A 16707-nucleotide genomic window follows, 5' to 3' on the forward strand; every position below is an offset into this window, starting at 1 on the left:
GTTAAAGTGTGTGGGGCTATTGCTTCGCCAGAGCACTTACCGTCATTCGCGTTCTCATTCCAATGTGGCGCCACACTAGGATCGATTGCATCGCGCAAGCGTCTCTTTCGGATAGACGCGCCCAGAGAAACCCGATCAGAAGCGCAAGCAATACAGCCAAAGTTGTCAGGGCCGATTTAACGATTGCGGCTGTACTGGCGCCATATGCCAGTGCAATTGATACCTCTGGCAAAGCCCAAATCATGGCCGCGATTCCAGTGTTTTCGAAATAATCGAACAAGGCTCAGCCAACCGAAAGAATTATGCCAGAGCAAACACGCTTGCTGCCGGGCATGCGACGCCCAAACCAGCCAAACGTGGCTATCAAAGTCAGCAAGAACCTATTCGATGGTCTTTTTCAGGTTGGCTGGCAAGGAGCGGTGCACGGGTCGGCCTGCGAGGCCGCGACATGAGAGTGCTCCGCCGCGTTGCGCATCTTGGCCGATGCCCCATATCGCCCCGCGACACGCTCCCCGCGGAACACTCTCATGTCACGGTCGAATAGGCTCTTACTTGTTGAGGTTGGTATTAATTGGTAGCAGCGACAACGGCCAAACAATCGCCAAGCTTGATCAGACCTGGAAAATGTCGCGCAGCCAAGATTCCAGTTTCGTTTGAAACCACTTGCGAGGGCTTTTGCCCGGACCGGTCCACCGGCCAGATCCTCGCGATGGTTTCACCCTTTGCCACTTCGTCTTCAAGGTCGAACAGCATCTCGAGCATGCCGTCGCAGGGCGAAAAATGAAAGCAATCGCCGCCGGTGGTATCGATCCGCGTGGACCCATTGCGGATTGGTTCACCTTCCAGAATGCCCACATGCCTGAGGATGTTTTCTGCACCCCTGCGCGCAATGCCGGCTGACCTTGCTGTGGCGGAGCCGCCACCGCCAAGCTCGGTCGAGACAAATATCTTCCCGGCATCCTCGACTGCCGTATCGTACATGCCGGTCGCATCGATTTCTTTGAGCGTCATCGAATAGGGCGCGCCGAAAGCCTCCATCGCGGCTATGCATGCCGCCTCCTGAGTTTTGTCCTCAAGTACGTGCGCGGCGGCAAATGGAATGAAGTCCAGCGACTTGCCACCGGAATGATAGTCCAAAACAATATCAGCCAGGGGAATGAGCTGGTTCAGGAAGTAGTCTGCAATCTTTTCAGTTACCGAGCCATTGGGTTTGCCGGGAAAGATGCGGTTCAAGTTCAGCCCGTCCAGCGGCGAGATGCGCCGCGCAGCCCGAAAGGCCGGGTAGTTCATGTAGGGCACGATGATCACCCTGCCGCGAACCGCTCCGGCGCTCAGTTCGTGCGCAAGATACTGTAGCGCAATTGGCCCCTCGTATTCGTCCCCGTGGTTTGCCCCGGTGAGCAACGCGGTCGGGCCATCTCCGTTTCGAAACACCGAGATCGGAATTTGAATGAGCCCCCACGCACTTTCCTCACGGCTATGCGGAAGGGACAAATAGCCATGAAACTCCCCGTCCTGATCAAAGGGAACCGTGCTTGAGATCGGATTGGCTGCGGTCATGGCTTGATCATCAGTTTGCGTGGAACATTTGCGAGCACTTCGGGTTCACCGTCTCGAATGACAATGCTCTCGGTGATCTCAAATCCCCACGCGTCCATCCAAAGACCTGTCATGAAGTGGAATGTCATGTTTGGTTCCAGAACTGTTTTGTCACCCGCCCGCAAGCTCATGGTCCTTTCGCCCCAATCGGGGGGGTAAGACAACCCGATCGGATAGCCTGTCCTGTTGTTCTTTTCGATGCCGTGGCGGGCCAGAACCGCGAAGAAGGCTTTGGCGATGTCTTCGCAGAGATGGCCTGCGCGGGCCACTTCAAGACCCGCTTCCATGCCCTCCTGCACAGCCTTCTCGGCTTCGAGAAACGCTTTCGGTGGTTGGCCAAGAAAAACTGTTCGCGACAGCGGGCAATGATATCTGCGATACACGCCCGCGATTTCAAAAAAAGTGCCCTCGCCGGACTTCATGGGTTTGTCGTCCCAGGTCAGGTGCGGCGCGGCGGCGTCAGCTCCAGAGGGGAGAAGCGGGACAAGTGCGGGATAATCGCCACCGGCACCGATCTGGTCGTCATAACGCAGACCGGCATCATAAATTTCGGCCACGAGCGAAGACTTTGGAAGGCCGGGCTCGACAACTTCGTAGATGCGCTTGTGCATCTTCTCCACAAACCGACCCGCGATGCGCATGTAGTCGAGTTCAGTCTCGGATTTCACGGCGCGCTGCCAGTTTACCAGCGCTGTTGCATCGGAAAACGAAGCGTCGGGCAGCCCAGTTGTCAAAGCGGCATAGGCCTTGGCCGAGAACCAATAGTTGTCCATCTCGACGCCAATTCGCCTGGCGCCCTGACCGCGCTCTATCAAACGCGCCGTGAGAAAGTCCATCGGATGGCGTTCGGTGGATTGCACGTAGTGATCCGGGTAACCGACGATGTCCGCCTCGGGCAGCCATGTGGTGCGCCGCGCCCCTGCAGCATCTTGTCCGCGGCCGAACCAGACAGGGTCGAAATCGATGCCAACGACCACAGCCTGATGCACATAAAAAGACCATCCGTCATAGCCAGTCAGCCAGGCCATGTTGGACGGATCGGACACAACGAGCACATCCAGCCCCGCCGCCTCCATTGCGGTTCGGATCTTGGTCAGGCGACTTGCGAATTCTTCTGGCGCGAAGTGAAGAGCGGGTGCGTTCATGTCGTTTTGTTTCAACTTGCAAATGTGGTTCCTGTGCCTTCGGTCTGGGCACGTCGTCGAGCGAGGGTCGCGATGGCGGTGTCTTGTACACCTGTGCCGGTAAGGTCAGCAATGATGATATCCCTGTCCGATCGCCGGCCAGACGCAGTGCCAGCGGCGATGTCGCCCAACTCGGCAAATTTCTGTACGGGAGGAGCAACACCGGCTGCGAGAGCGCTGCGCAATTCACCTTTGACGGCACATTGAGACTGACTGTCCGGCACATAGAGGTCCGCGCGGGTCAGGCAAGCCGGTTCCAGTTCAACCTTGTGTTCCTGATCCGACCCCATCGCGACAATCAGTTGTCCAGATTGCAGCCAGTCCGACATGACGAGCGGCGTGGAAGAGGGTGTCGTCGTCACGACGATATCCGCCGTCAGCACAGCGGCAGCGGCGTCCTGTCCTGCGCTTACGTCGATATCCATCTCATCCCGAAGTTCGGTCGCCAGGGCTTCAGCCTTTGCGTTGTCCCGTGCCCAGATCACGGCGCTTGCGATGGGGCGCACAAGAGAAATGGCCTTCAATTGCAGCCTGGCTTGAATCCCCGCTCCGATCACGCAGACCCTGGTTGCGTCTTCATTTGCCAGGTGGCGCGCCGCCACTGCTCCGGCCGCGGCAGTGCGTACATCCGTGAGATAGCCGTTGTCCAGGAGAAGCGCTTCAAGCACGCCGGTTCTGGAAGCAAACAAAACCATTAGCCCTGACGTGCTCGGCAGGCCCAATTTAGGGTTCTCAAAAAACCCGGGGCTCATCTTCATGGCAAAGCTGTCGATTCCAGGTACATAGGCCGATTTCACACACACCTCGCCATTGTGGTCCGGAACCATCAGCGTCATGATCGGCGGCATGACAACGCTGCCAGCGGAAAGTGTCTTGAACCCTTCTTCGACACACTCAACCGCTCCGATATCCAGCGGAACCAGTTTGCGAAGATCTGCCTCGGTCAATATTGTTATTTCCGGCATTTCAACTCCCTTGCGCCACATCGACATCTTCGCCCGAAATGATCCGATGATGCAGGCTCATATCGATGTTTTGTCCTGAAACGACGACGATGCATTTGCCGGGATCCTTGATTTTGCCAGACATCAGAGCGGCAATCCCCACGCTGCCCGACCCTTCGATGACCTGACGTTCCTGCCAGTAGGCATGGCGGATGGCGGCGGCGATCTCTGCCTCACTGACCAGGAGAATTTCGTCAACAAACCTGCGGGTCATCGCGAAGGTGTACGCGTTGTCCAACCCGACCCCGCCGCCGAGACTGTCCGCGAGGGTGGGAAGCTCGGGGACCATGATTGGTTTGCCGGCCTGTTGGCTTTCATACATGGCCGCGCCCCGCTCCATCGATATACCGATCACGCGGGTCGAAGGCCTCAGCGCTTTCATGACCATGCCTACCCCGGCAATCAACCCACCGCCCGACAAGGGGACCAGAACAGTATCCGGATCAGGCGATTGCTCTAGTATCTCCAGAGCAAGTGTGCTTTGTCCTGCGATGATCCGGGGATGGTCAAACGGCGGCAACATGACCATGCCGTCATCAACGAGCCTGTCGACTTCCAGCTGGGCATCATCCTGGGATCGCCCGACGATACGCACCTCGGCACTTTCTGCCTTGATCCCGTCCACCTTGTTTTGGGGCACAAGCTCGGACATACAAATGATGCACCGGACGCCCGCCTGTTTCGCTGCATATGCCAGGCCGCGGCCGTGATTTCCGGTGGACACGCCCACCACCCCGTTCGCGCGCTCGGCTTCAGTCAACGACAACACGGCGTTTGTCGCTCCGCGAAGTTTGAAACTGCCCGTTTTTTGCAATTGTTCCAGTTTGAGTTCAATCGAGCCACTTGTTGTTGCGCTCAAGCTGGGAGAGGCGACAATTGGCGTGGTCCGGATATGAGCTGAGATGCGCCGTCGCGCATCATGGCTTTCCTGGACGGTAATTTCCGATTTCATTGTGCAATCCGAACACGTTAGGTCTTAAACAACAAGCCACCGTGTGGCACATCAGTGGTCATCCTCAGGTGCCTCGCACACCGCCAGACCATCGCCTGATTGGACGTTACAACCGGTTTGCCCAGCCGATTCTCCAATTCCTCGACGCACCCTGCGGCTCGAACAGCGGTACAGGAAATGAAAAGCGCGTCCGCGTCTTCAGCACACGCAGCAACTCCGCCTTCGATAATGCTTTCCCTGGAAATACGCGCCATTTCACGATCATCGGTCAGCTCGAAACAGGCAGCATTCAAGACGGTGGCGCTGCGTTGCGAGAAATACGCAGCCAGAGAATCCGTCACGTCTTTCGTATAGGGAGTGAGAACACTGACCTTCTTGACCCCCAGAGCAATGAACGCATCGAAGGCGGCGGAACTCGGCGTCACGCAAGGGACACCCGGTTTGGCCTCATTCATGTGCTCGGCCACCTTGTCATTGCCGAGAACCACAGACGCGGCGGTACACCCATAAACCAGAACATCCAATGTTTCGCCCGGCAGAATGTCGGCTGCGGCCGCAGCAAGACGCGGACCCGTGCGCAAAAGGCTCTCGCGGGTTGTCGGGTTTTCGAACTCAATGCGGTTCACATAGACGCCGACGTCTTGACCTTTCAGCATCCGCGAAAAATCAACTTCGGTCGTGTGATCCGTGGCCAAGGCAACCAGGCCGATGCGCTTCGAAACGGGGCGAGCGTCGAGTTGGGAAACAACCTTTGCGACGGAAGATTTTACAGTCAATTCCATTTCACACCACAAGCACAGGGCATTGTGACAAGCTTGTCACCTTGTGAGATACGCTTCCGAGCAAATACCCTTCGATAGACCCCAAGCCGCGGCTTCCCATGACAATCAGGTCGTTCTTGTGCTCCTGCGAGAAACCAATGATCGTGCGCGCAACAGGCCCCCCCTTGACGAAGGCCCGGATGTTCTCGCAGCCCGCTTCCCGGGCGATGGATGCGCCACATTCAGCGATTTCTTTGGCCCGCTCGCGCATGATTTCGTCGATGTTGTCGGGTTGCTCAACGTCAGTTACATACATCGAGCCCTCAAGCACCGAATGGTGCCGGTAGAGGGTTAAGACCGTGAGTTCCGCGCCCGACAGTTTTGCCAAGTCCGCTGCCTTTTGTAGCGCCGCAACCGCCCCTTCGGACCCGTCAAATGCCGCCAGTATCGATGTAAACATGCGCAGTCCCTATTTCGCAAAGGCCACATCGCGCAGAAAAAGCGCCAGTTGTGGGAAGAAGATCAAGAGAACCGAGACCCCAAGAAGCATGAACACGAAAGGTGGTGTTCCCCGGATGACCTCAAGGTATGGACGCTTGAAAACCGCCACCGCGGTGAAGATATCGCATCCAAAGGGTGGCGTGGCAGAACCGATTGCGGCCTGCAAAGTGATCAAAGTGCCGACCAAAATCGGATCAAGCCCGGTTTGAGTGACGACCGGCGCAAAGATCGGCACAAGGATCAGGATCACCACAATCGGGTCCACGAACATGCAGCCGATGAAGAATGCGACTGCGATTGTGAACAACACGCCGATTTGCCCCATCTGGTCGATCCCGAGTGTGCCCAGTATCTGCTGCGGGATCTGTGCGAAGGACAAAACCCAGGCAAATGCGGCTCCGGCGCCAACCAGGATAAAGACCACGGCGGTCACCAATCCGGTCGAAAGCGCCGTTTGATAGAGATCCGTGATTTTCATGGTTCTGAAAACCACCACTTCCAGGAAGATCGCATAGGCCACGCTGATTGCGGCTGCCTCTGTCGGGCTGAAAATGCCGAAGAAAATCCCGCCAATGATCAGGAGAGGAAAACCCAATGGCCACAGGGCGCCGCGTATCGCCACAAAACGCTCCCTCCAGGAAGCTTTCGGCTCAGTCGGGACGTCGTTCAGTTTGGCGTAGACCACACTGTAAATCGAAAACAGGATCAGGATCAGAATGCCTGGCCCCAAACCCGCAATGAAGAGTTCGGGAATGGATGCCTTCGCGACCACACCGTAGATGATCATCCCGATACTTGGCGGGATCAGAAATGCTATGTCCGATGAGTTCACGATCAGTGCGAGCACGAAGGAGTCCTTGTATCCGCCTTTCAGCATACGAGGCCGCAAAGGTGTGCCAACCGCGACTACAGTCGCCTGGGTCGAGCCGGAAACTGCGCCAAACAGAGCACACGCCGTTGCGGTACTGACAGCCAAGCCACCGCGAACGTGGCGAACGAAAGCCATGACCATATCGATCAACCGGCCCGCAGACTGACCCCGTGTCATGATGTCGGCCGCCAGAATGAACATTGGCACTGCAATCAAAGACGCAGGCCGAATGCCCCCAAGCATTTGCTGGACGAGAAACTCGGTCTTGTCGATGGAACCAAACAACTGAAAGACGCCGATAAATGCACCGGCGATCAGCGGCACCATCATCGGAAAGCCCAACAGAAGCAGCACAACCATTACGGAAAACATCAACAGGGCCATCTCAAAGCTCCAATTCCAGTTCCTGCGCATCTGCTTCGCGCAGATCCGTGGAAAGGTAGATTTCCGGCTCTTTGAGATTTTGAATGCAGGTCAATGCATACTGCACGCCCGAGACAAGCAGTCCGACGGGGACCCAAAGAAAACTGAGATAGACCGGAAAACCGAGTGCGGGATAAACGCGCCCCTTCGACTGAATGCTGATAATGTACTGCACCGCGTACCATGCAAGAAGCAGAAGAAGGATTGAGGTGACCCCGGTTATTATTATCATCAGAATTTTTCGGATCTTGCGCGGCATGGCATCGGAAATGGCCGACATTCGAATATGGCGCCCATGCCGTGCGGCGTAGCCAAGCCCTGCGAAGGTCACCAACAAAATGAATATGCTGTTCAATTCCTCAGCGAAGATGATCGAGTGATTGAAAACAAACCGGCTTACGACATTGGCGATGGTATTGACTGCCATCAGGATCACGCCCGTGGCCATGATCACACGTTCAAGCGCGGCTATGCCGTTGTCTAGACTGTCGATCAGGCCCGTAAGGCCACCTTTTTTCATTGGCGCGTCTGGCATCTTCTCTCGCTCATCGTCAGTATGCTTGCCGTAGGGGATTTGATCTGTCGGGCAGCCTGCGGGCCCCAGCTATTCGAATGGGCCCGCAGAGCACTGCGATACAAAAGACCTGCTTTCCTTTGGCGCGGTCTACTGCCGCGCCGCTTCCAGATCTTTCTTCATCTGTTCAAGAATAGCCTCACCCCGCGGTCCTGCCCGCTCGATGAATGCAGCTTCCACCAACTTGGCCCGCTCTTTGAAAACCGCGCGCTCTTCTTCCGTCAGGCGCACGATCTTGTAGTCGGGATTGGATTCCTGGATTTTCTTGAGGCCGGTGGCATCCAGCTCGACCGCCACATCAAGAATGTAGTCCAACGCTTCCTGCGATGCCTTTTGAACCAGGGCTTTGTCCTCATCGCTGAGCCCGTCATAGAAATCCGCGTTGGCCATCACGGCTGTCGTATATTGCCCGTGGCCGGTATAGGTCATGACCTTGGTGAGATTGTCCAGGTCATAGGCTTCGATCCAGACCGTCGGGTTTTCCTGTCCGTCCACCATGTTGGTCTTCAAGGCACCGATCAGCTCACCCCAGGGCATCGCAATCGGCGATGCTCCAAAAGCCTTGTATGTCTCCAGAAGCAACGGCGACGTCATGGTGCGAATCTTCATTCCCTCAAGGTCTTCCGGCGTGCGGAATTCTTTCATGGTCGTCACGACCATTTCACCTTCAGGAAACATCGCCAGAAGTTCCAGACCCTGTTCGCGATAGCTTTCGTGGAACATCTCGTTGACCGCCACGCCCTCTTTGAAGAACTTGCGAACTTCCTGCGGATCTGTCGGCTGAACATACGGCACCAGGAATGCTTCCGCTTCCGGGATCATTGCACCTGTAAAGCCCGGCGACTGATCAATGAACTGGAGCAGTCCGGCCTGCGCCTGCTCCATTGCGTCGGCGGATTCGCCGAGAGAGCCTATCGGGAAGATCTGAATGGTATGATCGGAATTGGCTTCAATCACCTCCTTGAACTTCAAGGCATACATGCCCTGAGGATCAGTAAGCGCCTCTTCCATCGCGTACCGCCAATTGTCGGCGCTTGCGGATGTTGCTCCGACCAGCAATGTGAGTGCTGACGCTGCTGCCGCAGCCAGTTTGTTCATTGTCATGGTTGAATCCCTGTTTCAATAGCCCGATTCAGGGAGATCCTGACCGGCTGACCATAAATCCGAGGGCGCATGACACGTCATCCAGCCCTGACGCTGCCAATGCTTCTGCGGAAATTAAATCATGTCAATTTTATTATTAACTCATGACAATTTTCTTTAGTGTTTTTCGAAGAATTCAGGTCCCGAGCAGTGCCGGCTCGGGCAAACTGCCTGCCAATCGGGCAACAATGCTCAGCCCTTGTGCAAGCTTCTGCTCGGTCCCGACGCCCACACAGACGCGGACAGCTTCAGGAGCAGCCAACTCGCCCGTTCGAAAATTCGAGGACGAGGCCACCGCCACTCCCTCGTTTCGGGCGTGCTCAACGAAATCCTGTGCTTTCCATGGTTCTGGAAGCGGAAGCCAAACGTGCAATCCGTATGGCGAAGAGGCAAAATCCAACGACCCGAATTTTGATTTCACGATCGCATTTCTGCGGTGGAGATTTTTTCTTTGCCAGCTCAAGAGGGTCTGTGCCGTTCCATCCACAATCCACCGCGTGGCGATCTCGGCCATAAGGGGAGTCGCCATCCAGTTCGTGACAAGATGCCGGTTTCGCGCAGCTGAAATCATCGCTTCCGGGACGACCAACCATCCAAGCCGCAACCCCGGCAACAAACACTTGGTTACCCCGGTGAAATAAAAAGTTCGTTCAGGAGCCAACTCGGCGAATGAGGGAGCGCGCTCAGGATTGATAGGGCCCCAGGCGTCGCTTTCGATGATCCAGACGCCATATCTCTTTGCAATGTCACACAGGGTCTGCCTGCGTTCGGCACCTGCAAATGCGCAAGTCGGACCAAGACCAGACGGCATTAAAAACAAGGCTTTGACGGCATCGTTCCTGCATACGGCCTCAAACGCATCGGGCACGATACCTTCAGAATCGATTTCCAGACCCTGGAGCCTAAGACCCAGCGTCGTTGTAAGAGATTTGAGCGTGTGATGACCCAAAGTCTCGGTCACAATCAACTCATTTGGCAAGGCTGCGGTCTGAAGCGCAAGGCACATTGCCGCCGTGTTTCCATTCGTAGGAATGATGCGATCGGGCGCTGCCTGTACACCACCTAACGATATCCAGCGCGCGGCTTCGGTGACATGCCTCTCCAAAGTCGAACGCGGTCGAAACGAGAAGAGAGCGCCTTGGGGAGGATCCTTGGACAACTCGCCTAGGGTTTTTGCCATGTGCTGTGCATGTATATCGCCGGTGACCGGGACGAGCATTGAACAATCGATGAGGTCCGAACCACCAGAGGAACGGCTCCACGGGACCTGAGCATCGCCATTTCGTCCACGCACGAAGCTCCCACGACCAACTTCGCCGACAATGAACCCCATTCGGCTCAACTCATCATAGGCACGACTGACCGTCTGAACACTGAGCCCCAGTTCGTAAGAGAGCGCCCGATGGGTCGGGAGTTGGGTTCCAGCTGCTAAGTCACCGCTTTCGATTGCCTCAACCATCTTTCTCGCAAGCGAGCGGTAAGCTGGGCGCACCAAATCTTCTTTTTGGATAGGCCAATTTGTCATGATATTATCTTGAATGACGCCAATACAATTGACAAGAGCACAGCGATTTTGGATTGGTTTGATATGAGCACTCAACTTGACAATCGGGACCTTGAAATCCTGCGCATCCTAAGTCGCGAGGGCCGGATATCTAAAACCGAGCTCGCAAAGCGTGTAAATCTCTCTCCGACACCCTGCTGGGAACGTTTGAAGCGGTTGGAGAATTCAGGGTTGATCCGAGGCTACCGTGCCGACATCGAGCTCTCGGCTCTCGGCCCCAGTGTCACGATTTTCGTTACTGTCGAACTGGAACGGCACAAAGCCCAGGATTTTCGGGCTTTCGAAGCCAAGGTCGTTCAACGAGATGAAGTCACGGCCTGTTGGGCACTGGGTGGTGGATTCGACTATGTCCTACAAGTCGTGACCAAAGACGTGGATACGTATCAACGCTTCATAGACGAGTTGCTGCACGCCGACCTCGAGCTTGCGCGATACTTCACCTACATCGTCACATCGACGGTCAAGGCAAGCGCCCCTCCCTTTGCGCTCATCGACGGCTCACAGAAAAAATGAACTCTTTCCCTGCCGATTTCGGAGAGATCGTCTGCCCGAAGACCTGCAATCAGAAACACCCACTCCGACTTTTCGCGCTAACAAAGATGCAGCCTTGTTCCAGGAGTTGCACCAATGCTCGCAGAAACTGACCTTACCCACGCTCCAGCGGTTGATCTGTCTGATGCTGCACTGCTCAAGCGTTTCGCGTATGTCGGAAACCAGTGGACTGCCGGACGCCGCAGAGAAGAATTCGGCGTCACTGATCCTGCTTCAGGGCATTTGTTAGGTCATGTCGCAGCGATTGACGGCGAGGACAGCGCAAACGCAGTCGATGTTGCTCATCGTGCATTTACATCCTGGGCAAAGTCGCTGCCGCAGGACCGGGCGGAAAAACTGCGAAATTGGCATGATCTGATTGTCGCCAATCGCGAGGACCTCGCGCAAATCATGACTGCCGAGCAAGGCAAGCCAATCTCGGAGGCGCGGGGTGAAATCGACTATGCTGCCTCATTTGTCGAATTCTATGCAGAAGAAACCCGCAGACCCAATATCGAGGGGGTCACGTCGCATCTGAACACAGCCGAAGTTGAGCTTTGGCGCGAACCTGTCGGTGTCGCTGCCCTGATTACACCCTGGAATTTCCCGTGTGCGATGATCACCCGCAAGGCCGCGGCCGCCATCGCCGCGGGTTGCAGCGTGCTTGTCCACCCTTCGAAGGAAACGCCTTTTTCCGCGCTGGCACTCGCCGAACTCGCCGATCGTGCGGGTTTGCCGGGCGGTGTCTTCAATGTTGTGACCGGAAACCCCGAGACTGTGGTCGAGCCCTGGCTGACCGACACCCGGGTTCGGGCGCTTTCCTTTACCGGCAGCACCGAAATCGGGCGGATGCTCTATGCCCGGTCGGCTGAGACTGTCAAACGGCTGGTTCTTGAGCTTGGCGGGCATGCTCCATTTATCGTTTTCGAAGACGCCGATCTGGACTTGGCTGTGCGGGAAGCCATCAACGCGAAATTCGCCACGACCGGACAGGATTGCCTCGGAGCCAACCGCTTTCTCATTGCCCGGCCCGTCTATGATGCCTTTGTCGAGCGTTTCATCCGGGCCACCGCGGCGCTTTCAATGGGTGCGGGGATCAACGATCCAGACCTTGGCCCACTGATGAACGAGGCGGCTGTCGCGAAGCAGATCGAACAGGTCGAAGACGCTGTTTCGAAAGGCGCTCGATGCCGGCTCGGAGGGCAGGTATCGGACAAGGGACCTCTGTTCTTTGAGGCCACGGTTCTCAGCGATGTGCCAACAAGCGCGAAGATCTTCAACGAAGAGACTTTTGGTCCGGTGGCAGCGATCTCACCATTCGATACTGAAGACCAGGCGGTCGAGATCGCAAATGCTTCTGAATACGGGCTGGTCGCGTATGTCCACACCCAGGATCCGCGCCGGATTTATCGGATGAGCCGGGCTTTGCAATTCGGCATGGTCGCCGTGAACCGGACAAAAATCACCGGCGCGCCGATCCCCTTCGGCGGCGTCAAACAATCCGGGCTCGGACGCGAAGGCGCCAGACAAGGGCTCGAGGCCTTCACAGAAATCAAGTATGTCTGCCGCGATTGGGCGTGACAAAGGCAAGGAACAACAACATGCTGACGAATGATCAACTGGCCGCATGGGATCGCGACAACTTCTTTCACCCCTCAACGCATCTGGCCAACCACGCACGCGGCGAGACGCTGTCTCGCGTCATTACGGGTGGAGAAGGGGTTTACATCGAAGACCGTGATGGGAAGCGTCTGCTGGACGCATTCGCGGGTCTTTATTGCGTCAACGTGGGTTATGGCCGCCAGGAAATTGCTGATGCAATTGCCGAACAGGCTAAAGAGCTGGCTTACTACCATGCCTATGTGGGCCACGGCACGGAAGCATCGATCACGCTTGCCAAAATGATCCTGGATCGCGCGCCCGATCATATGTCAAAGGTCTATTTCGGACTGGGCGGCTCGGACGCGAACGAGACCAACATTAAGCTTGTCTGGTACTACAACAATATCCTTGGCCGTCCAGAAAAGAAGAAGATTATCAGCCGGTGGCGGGGGTATCACGGATCGGGTTTGATGACCGGGTCACTCACCGGGCTTGAGCTCTTTCACAAGAAATTCGATCTGCCGCTTGCCCAGGTCATTCATACCGAAGCACCGTATTACCTGCGTCGCCCCGAGGCCGGCATGAGCGAACAGGAATTTTCCGGCTGGTGCGCCGCCCGTCTCGAAGAACTTATCCTTGACGAGGGGCCCGAGACGATTGCCGCGTTCATTGGCGAACCCATCCTCGGAACGGGCGGCATCGTGCCACCGCCGGACGGATACTGGGCTGCCATCCAGGAGGTTTTGAACAAGTACGATGTTCTGCTGATCGCTGATGAAGTGGTCACAGGCTTCGGGCGGCTCGGGAGTAAGTTCGGTTCAGAGCACTACGGATTGCAGCCGGACATCATCACAATCGCAAAAGGCCTGACGTCGGCCTACGCACCGCTGTCCGGTTCGATCGTGTCCGACAAGATGTGGGCCATCCTGGAACAGGGAACAGACGAAAACGGTCCCATCGGTCACGGATGGACGTACTCCGCGCATCCCATTGGAGCGGCGGCCGGAATTGCCAACCTGCAATTGATCGACAAGCTGGACCTGGTGACCAACGCAGGAACCATCGGCGCTTATCTGAATGCCGGGCTACAAAAAGCCCTTGGCAATCATCCACATGTTGCGGACATTCGTGGCGAGGGATTGCTCTGCGCCATTGAGTTTGCGCGTGATCCTGCATCGCGTTCCTTCTTTGAGCCCGGCAATGGCATCGGCGCAAAAGTCGCAGGCGCACTTTTGGCGGAAGGCGTCGTCGCAAGAGCCATGCCGCAAGGCGACATCCTGGGCTTCGCGCCACCGTTATGTCTGACGCACGATGAAACCGATAGGATCGTCGAGGCCACATGCCGTGCGGTTGCGTCAACCGACTTTGGCTAGACCCGCTTGTTTTCTTTGCTGCCATAGAGTCATGCGTCAGACGTGTCGGGGCGTCAGAGCAAATGCAACTCGGCGCGTCGATAGCCTCTGTGACTTTAGGGTAAGACATTTCGTTGAACCTGAATTGTTCCCTTCGATCGCATGTGACGGTGTTCGTACCACGTCGCCTTTCGTACTGGCCTTGCTTTGATCTCTTCAACTGTTGTTCTGAACCCAGATCTCCGTAAAGCGTCCGTTATTAAAGACCGTTTTGACCGCACGGCCGCCGTAGGTTCGCGGCGCAGCGAACGTCCGCTTCCTGCCGATTCCTGACATGGTTACTTCCGGCCCGAAGCTGACATTCCTACATTGCGCAGCGAAGGCCCGGAACGAGCCCATTCTTCTAAATTTCCGCACCGCAGCCAATGTCAGCTTCGCTGTGTTTTGTAGGTTTACTGCTTTGAATGCAACTGTACCTTTCATGCCTGATACGGTCGCGTTCCTGTGAAGTTCCTTAAACACGCCAGAATCTCATTTGAAAGCACCTCTCATTTGAGATCGATGCGACCGTGAGCGCTGGCACGACTCTCCAGTGCACGACACGCGTCCAACCAGGTTTGATCATTTTCATCAAACGCTGAACGCAAGTAGGACCATGTCATGCGCTGAACCACAGCCAGGCGATCAGGGTCCTCGTCACTGGTTTCTTTCGCGTCATAGCCCGAGACGCCGCCAAGCCCATGTTTTCCACCGATCAGAGTCAGAATAGCTTCAGCGCCAGGACCCTCGCGGAAGGGGTCCTGGTACCAATCCGCGCCGCGCGTAGTGAGATGCGCGGCCAAATCGGCGTCCCCCGCGACCACAAGCGTTCTCGTTGTCATATGGGAGAAGTCCGGGTTCAGTGCCGAATAGTTCGCCCTCGCATTGTCGCTGAGGCTGTCACCACCATTTCCCGGCGCGGCTAAGAGGACACCAGCCTTGATGCGCGGGTCGATCATATTGACGTCCACTGCGTCGGGGTCCTTGGGATCGGTCAAACGGGCGCCGAGCAACATGCCAACCGTCTGCCCGCCCAGGGAATGCCCGACCGCAGCGACTCTGCTGTGTTCGAGACGTCCGGCAATGATTGGAACCGATGCCTCAATATCATCGAGATGATCCAAGATCATCGACATGTCTTGGACACGCGAGCGCCAGAACAAAGGGCCACCCGGCGCGTCGGAAGCCAATCCGGCAACCTTTGAGTTCACGTGGGTCGGTTGGATCACGACAAACCCATGCTCCGCATAGAAGTTCGCCAGCGGGCCATAGCCGTCCTTTGACGGGATATAGAGAGAAGGCCCGTGCCCATGCGACAGCAGGACAATGGGCAGATTGCTACCTGTCACTGGCGCGGTGATCCGCATTTCCAGTGGCACGCCACGATCCGGAGCCTGCAAGGTTACCGGGCTGATCGAAATGGTCTGGGTTGCTTCATTTATGGGTATGTTACTGGCGCCGGTAATGAGGTTGTTCATGGCTCCAAATTCCTTTCAGTTCCGAGGGTTTCCATGGGGTGAGGCTTGGAGGCGCTAGGATGCCAGGGCTGCCGCGGGCGTCTTGATGGCAGACTTTTTTCGATGTGACCTTGCGGATCAGAGTTGTCTGCGAACGCTTTCGCAGCGTTGGACCAGGCGGTTTCGTCATCATACAGCGCACTGCGCAGATATGCTGTGCTCAGTCCCTGGACGGCGGAAACACGCGCCGGGCTTTCGTCGGTCGTGTCTGTCACGCCGTAGCCCGTGATCCCTCCCAGCAGATGTTCGCCGCCAAACAGAGTGACCAGAGCCGTCGCACCGGGGCTGAGGGTGTAGACATCCGTAAACCAGTCCGGCCCGCGTGTACTGAGCGGCGAGTCGTCCTTGTCCCCGGCGAAGACCAGTACAGGCGTCGTCAATTCGGTGAAACTGGGGGTCATGAACGAAAAGTGTTCGGCGGCAAATGATGTGAGAAACTCGCCGCCAAGACCTGTGGTCGAGAGTAGGACGCCAACCTTGATGCGCGGATCCGACATGTCGTCACCGATGGTCCCATCGGACGCGATGACACGCGCACCCAGCAACATCCCGACGGTTTGTCCGCCGTAAGAATGGCCAACGGCGGCAATCCGGGTCTGGTCGAGCCGTCCGTTGAGGTTAGGCACGGTGTCTTCGATCTGATCCAGATGATCTAGAATGCGCTTCATATCAGAAACGCGATGCTTCCAGATGTCCCGCGTTCGTGGATCATCAGGCGCAAGGCCGAGTGTGGCAGAGTCCAGGAATGTTGGCTGGATCACGGCAAAGCCATGCGCCGTCCAGAAATCCACCAGCGGAGCATAGTCCCGAAGGGATTTTGAAAATCCGTGCGCCATCAGAATAACGGGCAAGTTTGTACCAACAGCCGGAGCTGAGACACGCATATGGAGGTCCTGACCCCGGTCAGGAGCGGACAATGCGATTGGACCGAACGTGATGACGGCCGGGGTGCTTTTGGTTGACAAAGACATGATCTGCGATCCTTTCCATTGAAAATTCTGGTCATGCGTGCCACGTTGAGAAATAAAACGGAACACTGATCCGAATGGGTATACGGAACAGCGTTCCGTATGTCAATATAAAACGGACG

General features: G+C 56.4%; 15 protein-coding genes and 1 pseudogene. 4 read left to right on the forward strand and 12 right to left on the reverse strand.

Annotation, left to right across the window (positions count from 1 at the left end):
- Positions 1–567 precede the first annotated feature (567 nt).
- The 10 genes from doeB to RDA78_RS02540 form a co-directional block, all read right to left on the reverse strand.
- Positions 568–1560: a N(2)-acetyl-L-2,4-diaminobutanoate deacetylase DoeB gene (gene doeB, locus RDA78_RS02495; RefSeq protein ID WP_434053798.1), complete on the reverse strand. Its 993-nt coding sequence runs from the start codon at positions 1558–1560 to the stop codon at positions 568–570.
- Positions 1557–2744: an ectoine hydrolase DoeA gene (gene doeA, locus RDA78_RS02500; protein ID WP_434053799.1), complete on the reverse strand. Its 1188-nt coding sequence runs from the start codon at positions 2742–2744 to the stop codon at positions 1557–1559. The genes doeB and doeA overlap by 4 nt, the downstream gene beginning before the upstream one ends.
- A gap of 11 nt (positions 2745–2755) precedes the next feature.
- Positions 2756–3748 carry an ectoine utilization protein EutC gene (gene eutC / locus RDA78_RS02505; RefSeq protein WP_434053800.1) on the reverse strand — a complete coding sequence of 331 codons (993 nt, stop codon included), beginning with the start codon at positions 3746–3748 and terminating at the stop codon, positions 2756–2758.
- A gap of 1 nt (position 3749) precedes the next feature.
- The gene (gene eutB / locus RDA78_RS02510) at positions 3750–4739 is read right to left on the reverse strand and encodes a hydroxyectoine utilization dehydratase EutB (RefSeq protein ID WP_434053801.1); all 990 of its coding nucleotides are present in this window, start codon (positions 4737–4739) and stop codon (positions 3750–3752) included.
- Positions 4740–4756: 17 nt separating this feature from the next.
- Complete coding sequence (eutA, locus tag RDA78_RS02515; RefSeq protein WP_434053802.1) at positions 4757–5521, reverse strand: ectoine utilization protein EutA; 765 nt, start codon at positions 5519–5521, stop codon at positions 4757–4759.
- Between the two features lies 1 nt (position 5522).
- Positions 5523–5960, reverse strand: a complete 438-nt coding sequence (locus RDA78_RS02520) for a universal stress protein (protein WP_434053803.1) — start codon at positions 5958–5960, stop codon at positions 5523–5525.
- Positions 5961–5969: 9 nt separating this feature from the next.
- Positions 5970–7256, reverse strand: a complete 1287-nt coding sequence (locus RDA78_RS02525; RefSeq protein ID WP_434053804.1) for a TRAP transporter large permease — start codon at positions 7254–7256, stop codon at positions 5970–5972.
- Between the two features lies 1 nt (position 7257).
- Positions 7258–7815 carry a TRAP transporter small permease gene (locus tag RDA78_RS02530; RefSeq protein ID WP_434053805.1) on the reverse strand — a complete coding sequence of 186 codons (558 nt, stop codon included), beginning with the start codon at positions 7813–7815 and terminating at the stop codon, positions 7258–7260.
- A 144-nt stretch (positions 7816–7959) separates the two neighbouring features.
- Positions 7960–8973, reverse strand: coding sequence for a TRAP transporter substrate-binding protein DctP (gene dctP / locus RDA78_RS02535; protein WP_434053806.1), 1014 nt, complete (start codon positions 8971–8973; stop codon positions 7960–7962).
- Between the two features lie 175 nt (positions 8974–9148).
- Positions 9149–10537 (reverse strand): PLP-dependent aminotransferase family protein, encoded by a 1389-nt coding sequence (locus RDA78_RS02540; protein ID WP_434053807.1) that lies wholly within the window; start codon positions 10535–10537, stop codon positions 9149–9151.
- A 63-nt stretch (positions 10538–10600) separates the two neighbouring features.
- On the opposite strand from RDA78_RS02540, the pseudogene RDA78_RS02545 reads away from it, so the two are divergent.
- The 4 genes and pseudogenes from RDA78_RS02545 to RDA78_RS02560 all read left to right on the forward strand — a co-directional run.
- A pseudogene (locus RDA78_RS02545) lies at positions 10601–10696 on the forward strand (winged helix-turn-helix transcriptional regulator); the annotation flags it as partial.
- A 51-nt stretch (positions 10697–10747) separates the two neighbouring features.
- Complete coding sequence (locus RDA78_RS02550; RefSeq protein WP_434056090.1) at positions 10748–11089, forward strand: Lrp/AsnC family transcriptional regulator; 342 nt, start codon at positions 10748–10750, stop codon at positions 11087–11089.
- 114 nt (positions 11090–11203) lie between these two features.
- Positions 11204–12688 carry an NAD-dependent succinate-semialdehyde dehydrogenase gene (locus RDA78_RS02555; RefSeq protein WP_434053808.1) on the forward strand — a complete coding sequence of 495 codons (1485 nt, stop codon included), beginning with the start codon at positions 11204–11206 and terminating at the stop codon, positions 12686–12688.
- Between the two features lie 20 nt (positions 12689–12708).
- Positions 12709–14082 carry an aspartate aminotransferase family protein gene (locus RDA78_RS02560; RefSeq protein WP_434053809.1) on the forward strand — a complete coding sequence of 458 codons (1374 nt, stop codon included), beginning with the start codon at positions 12709–12711 and terminating at the stop codon, positions 14080–14082.
- Between the two features lie 527 nt (positions 14083–14609).
- Here the strand turns inward: RDA78_RS02560 and RDA78_RS02565 are convergent.
- On the reverse strand, positions 14610–15578 hold the full coding sequence (locus RDA78_RS02565) for an alpha/beta hydrolase family protein (RefSeq protein ID WP_434053810.1): 969 nt from the start codon (positions 15576–15578) through the stop codon (positions 14610–14612).
- Positions 15575–16588 (reverse strand): alpha/beta hydrolase family protein, encoded by a 1014-nt coding sequence (locus RDA78_RS02570; protein WP_434053811.1) that lies wholly within the window; start codon positions 16586–16588, stop codon positions 15575–15577. The genes RDA78_RS02565 and RDA78_RS02570 overlap by 4 nt, the downstream gene beginning before the upstream one ends.
- Positions 16589–16707: the final 119 nt, after the last annotated feature.

Source organism: Roseibium sp. (assembly GCF_051016195.1).
Lineage (GTDB): Bacteria > Pseudomonadota > Alphaproteobacteria > Rhizobiales > Stappiaceae > Roseibium.

Excerpts from the sequence above, each read along its gene's own strand:
- RDA78_RS02565 (WP_434053810.1), bottom strand. The coding sequence starts at position 15,578 with ATGAACAACCTCATTACCGGCGCCAGTAACATACCCATAAATGAAGCA.
- eutA (WP_434053802.1), bottom strand. The coding sequence starts at position 5,521 with ATGGAATTGACTGTAAAATCTTCCGTCGCAAAGGTTGTTTCCCAACTC.
- eutB (WP_434053801.1), bottom strand. The coding sequence starts at position 4,739 with ATGAAATCGGAAATTACCGTCCAGGAAAGCCATGATGCGCGACGGCGC.
- RDA78_RS02525 (WP_434053804.1), bottom strand. The coding sequence starts at position 7,256 with ATGGCCCTGTTGATGTTTTCCGTAATGGTTGTGCTGCTTCTGTTGGGC.
- doeB (WP_434053798.1), bottom strand. The coding sequence starts at position 1,560 with ATGACCGCAGCCAATCCGATCTCAAGCACGGTTCCCTTTGATCAGGAC.
- RDA78_RS02520 (WP_434053803.1), bottom strand. The coding sequence starts at position 5,960 with ATGTTTACATCGATACTGGCGGCATTTGACGGGTCCGAAGGGGCGGTT.
- eutC (WP_434053800.1), bottom strand. The coding sequence starts at position 3,748 with ATGCCGGAAATAACAATATTGACCGAGGCAGATCTTCGCAAACTGGTT.
- RDA78_RS02540 (WP_434053807.1), bottom strand. The coding sequence starts at position 10,537 with ATGACAAATTGGCCTATCCAAAAAGAAGATTTGGTGCGCCCAGCTTAC.
- RDA78_RS02555 (WP_434053808.1), top strand. The coding sequence starts at position 11,204 with ATGCTCGCAGAAACTGACCTTACCCACGCTCCAGCGGTTGATCTGTCT.
- RDA78_RS02570 (WP_434053811.1), bottom strand. The coding sequence starts at position 16,588 with ATGTCTTTGTCAACCAAAAGCACCCCGGCCGTCATCACGTTCGGTCCA.
- dctP (WP_434053806.1), bottom strand. The coding sequence starts at position 8,973 with ATGACAATGAACAAACTGGCTGCGGCAGCAGCGTCAGCACTCACATTG.
- doeA (WP_434053799.1), bottom strand. The coding sequence starts at position 2,744 with ATGAACGCACCCGCTCTTCACTTCGCGCCAGAAGAATTCGCAAGTCGC.
- RDA78_RS02530 (WP_434053805.1), bottom strand. The coding sequence starts at position 7,815 with ATGAAAAAAGGTGGCCTTACGGGCCTGATCGACAGTCTAGACAACGGC.
- RDA78_RS02560 (WP_434053809.1), top strand. The coding sequence starts at position 12,709 with ATGCTGACGAATGATCAACTGGCCGCATGGGATCGCGACAACTTCTTT.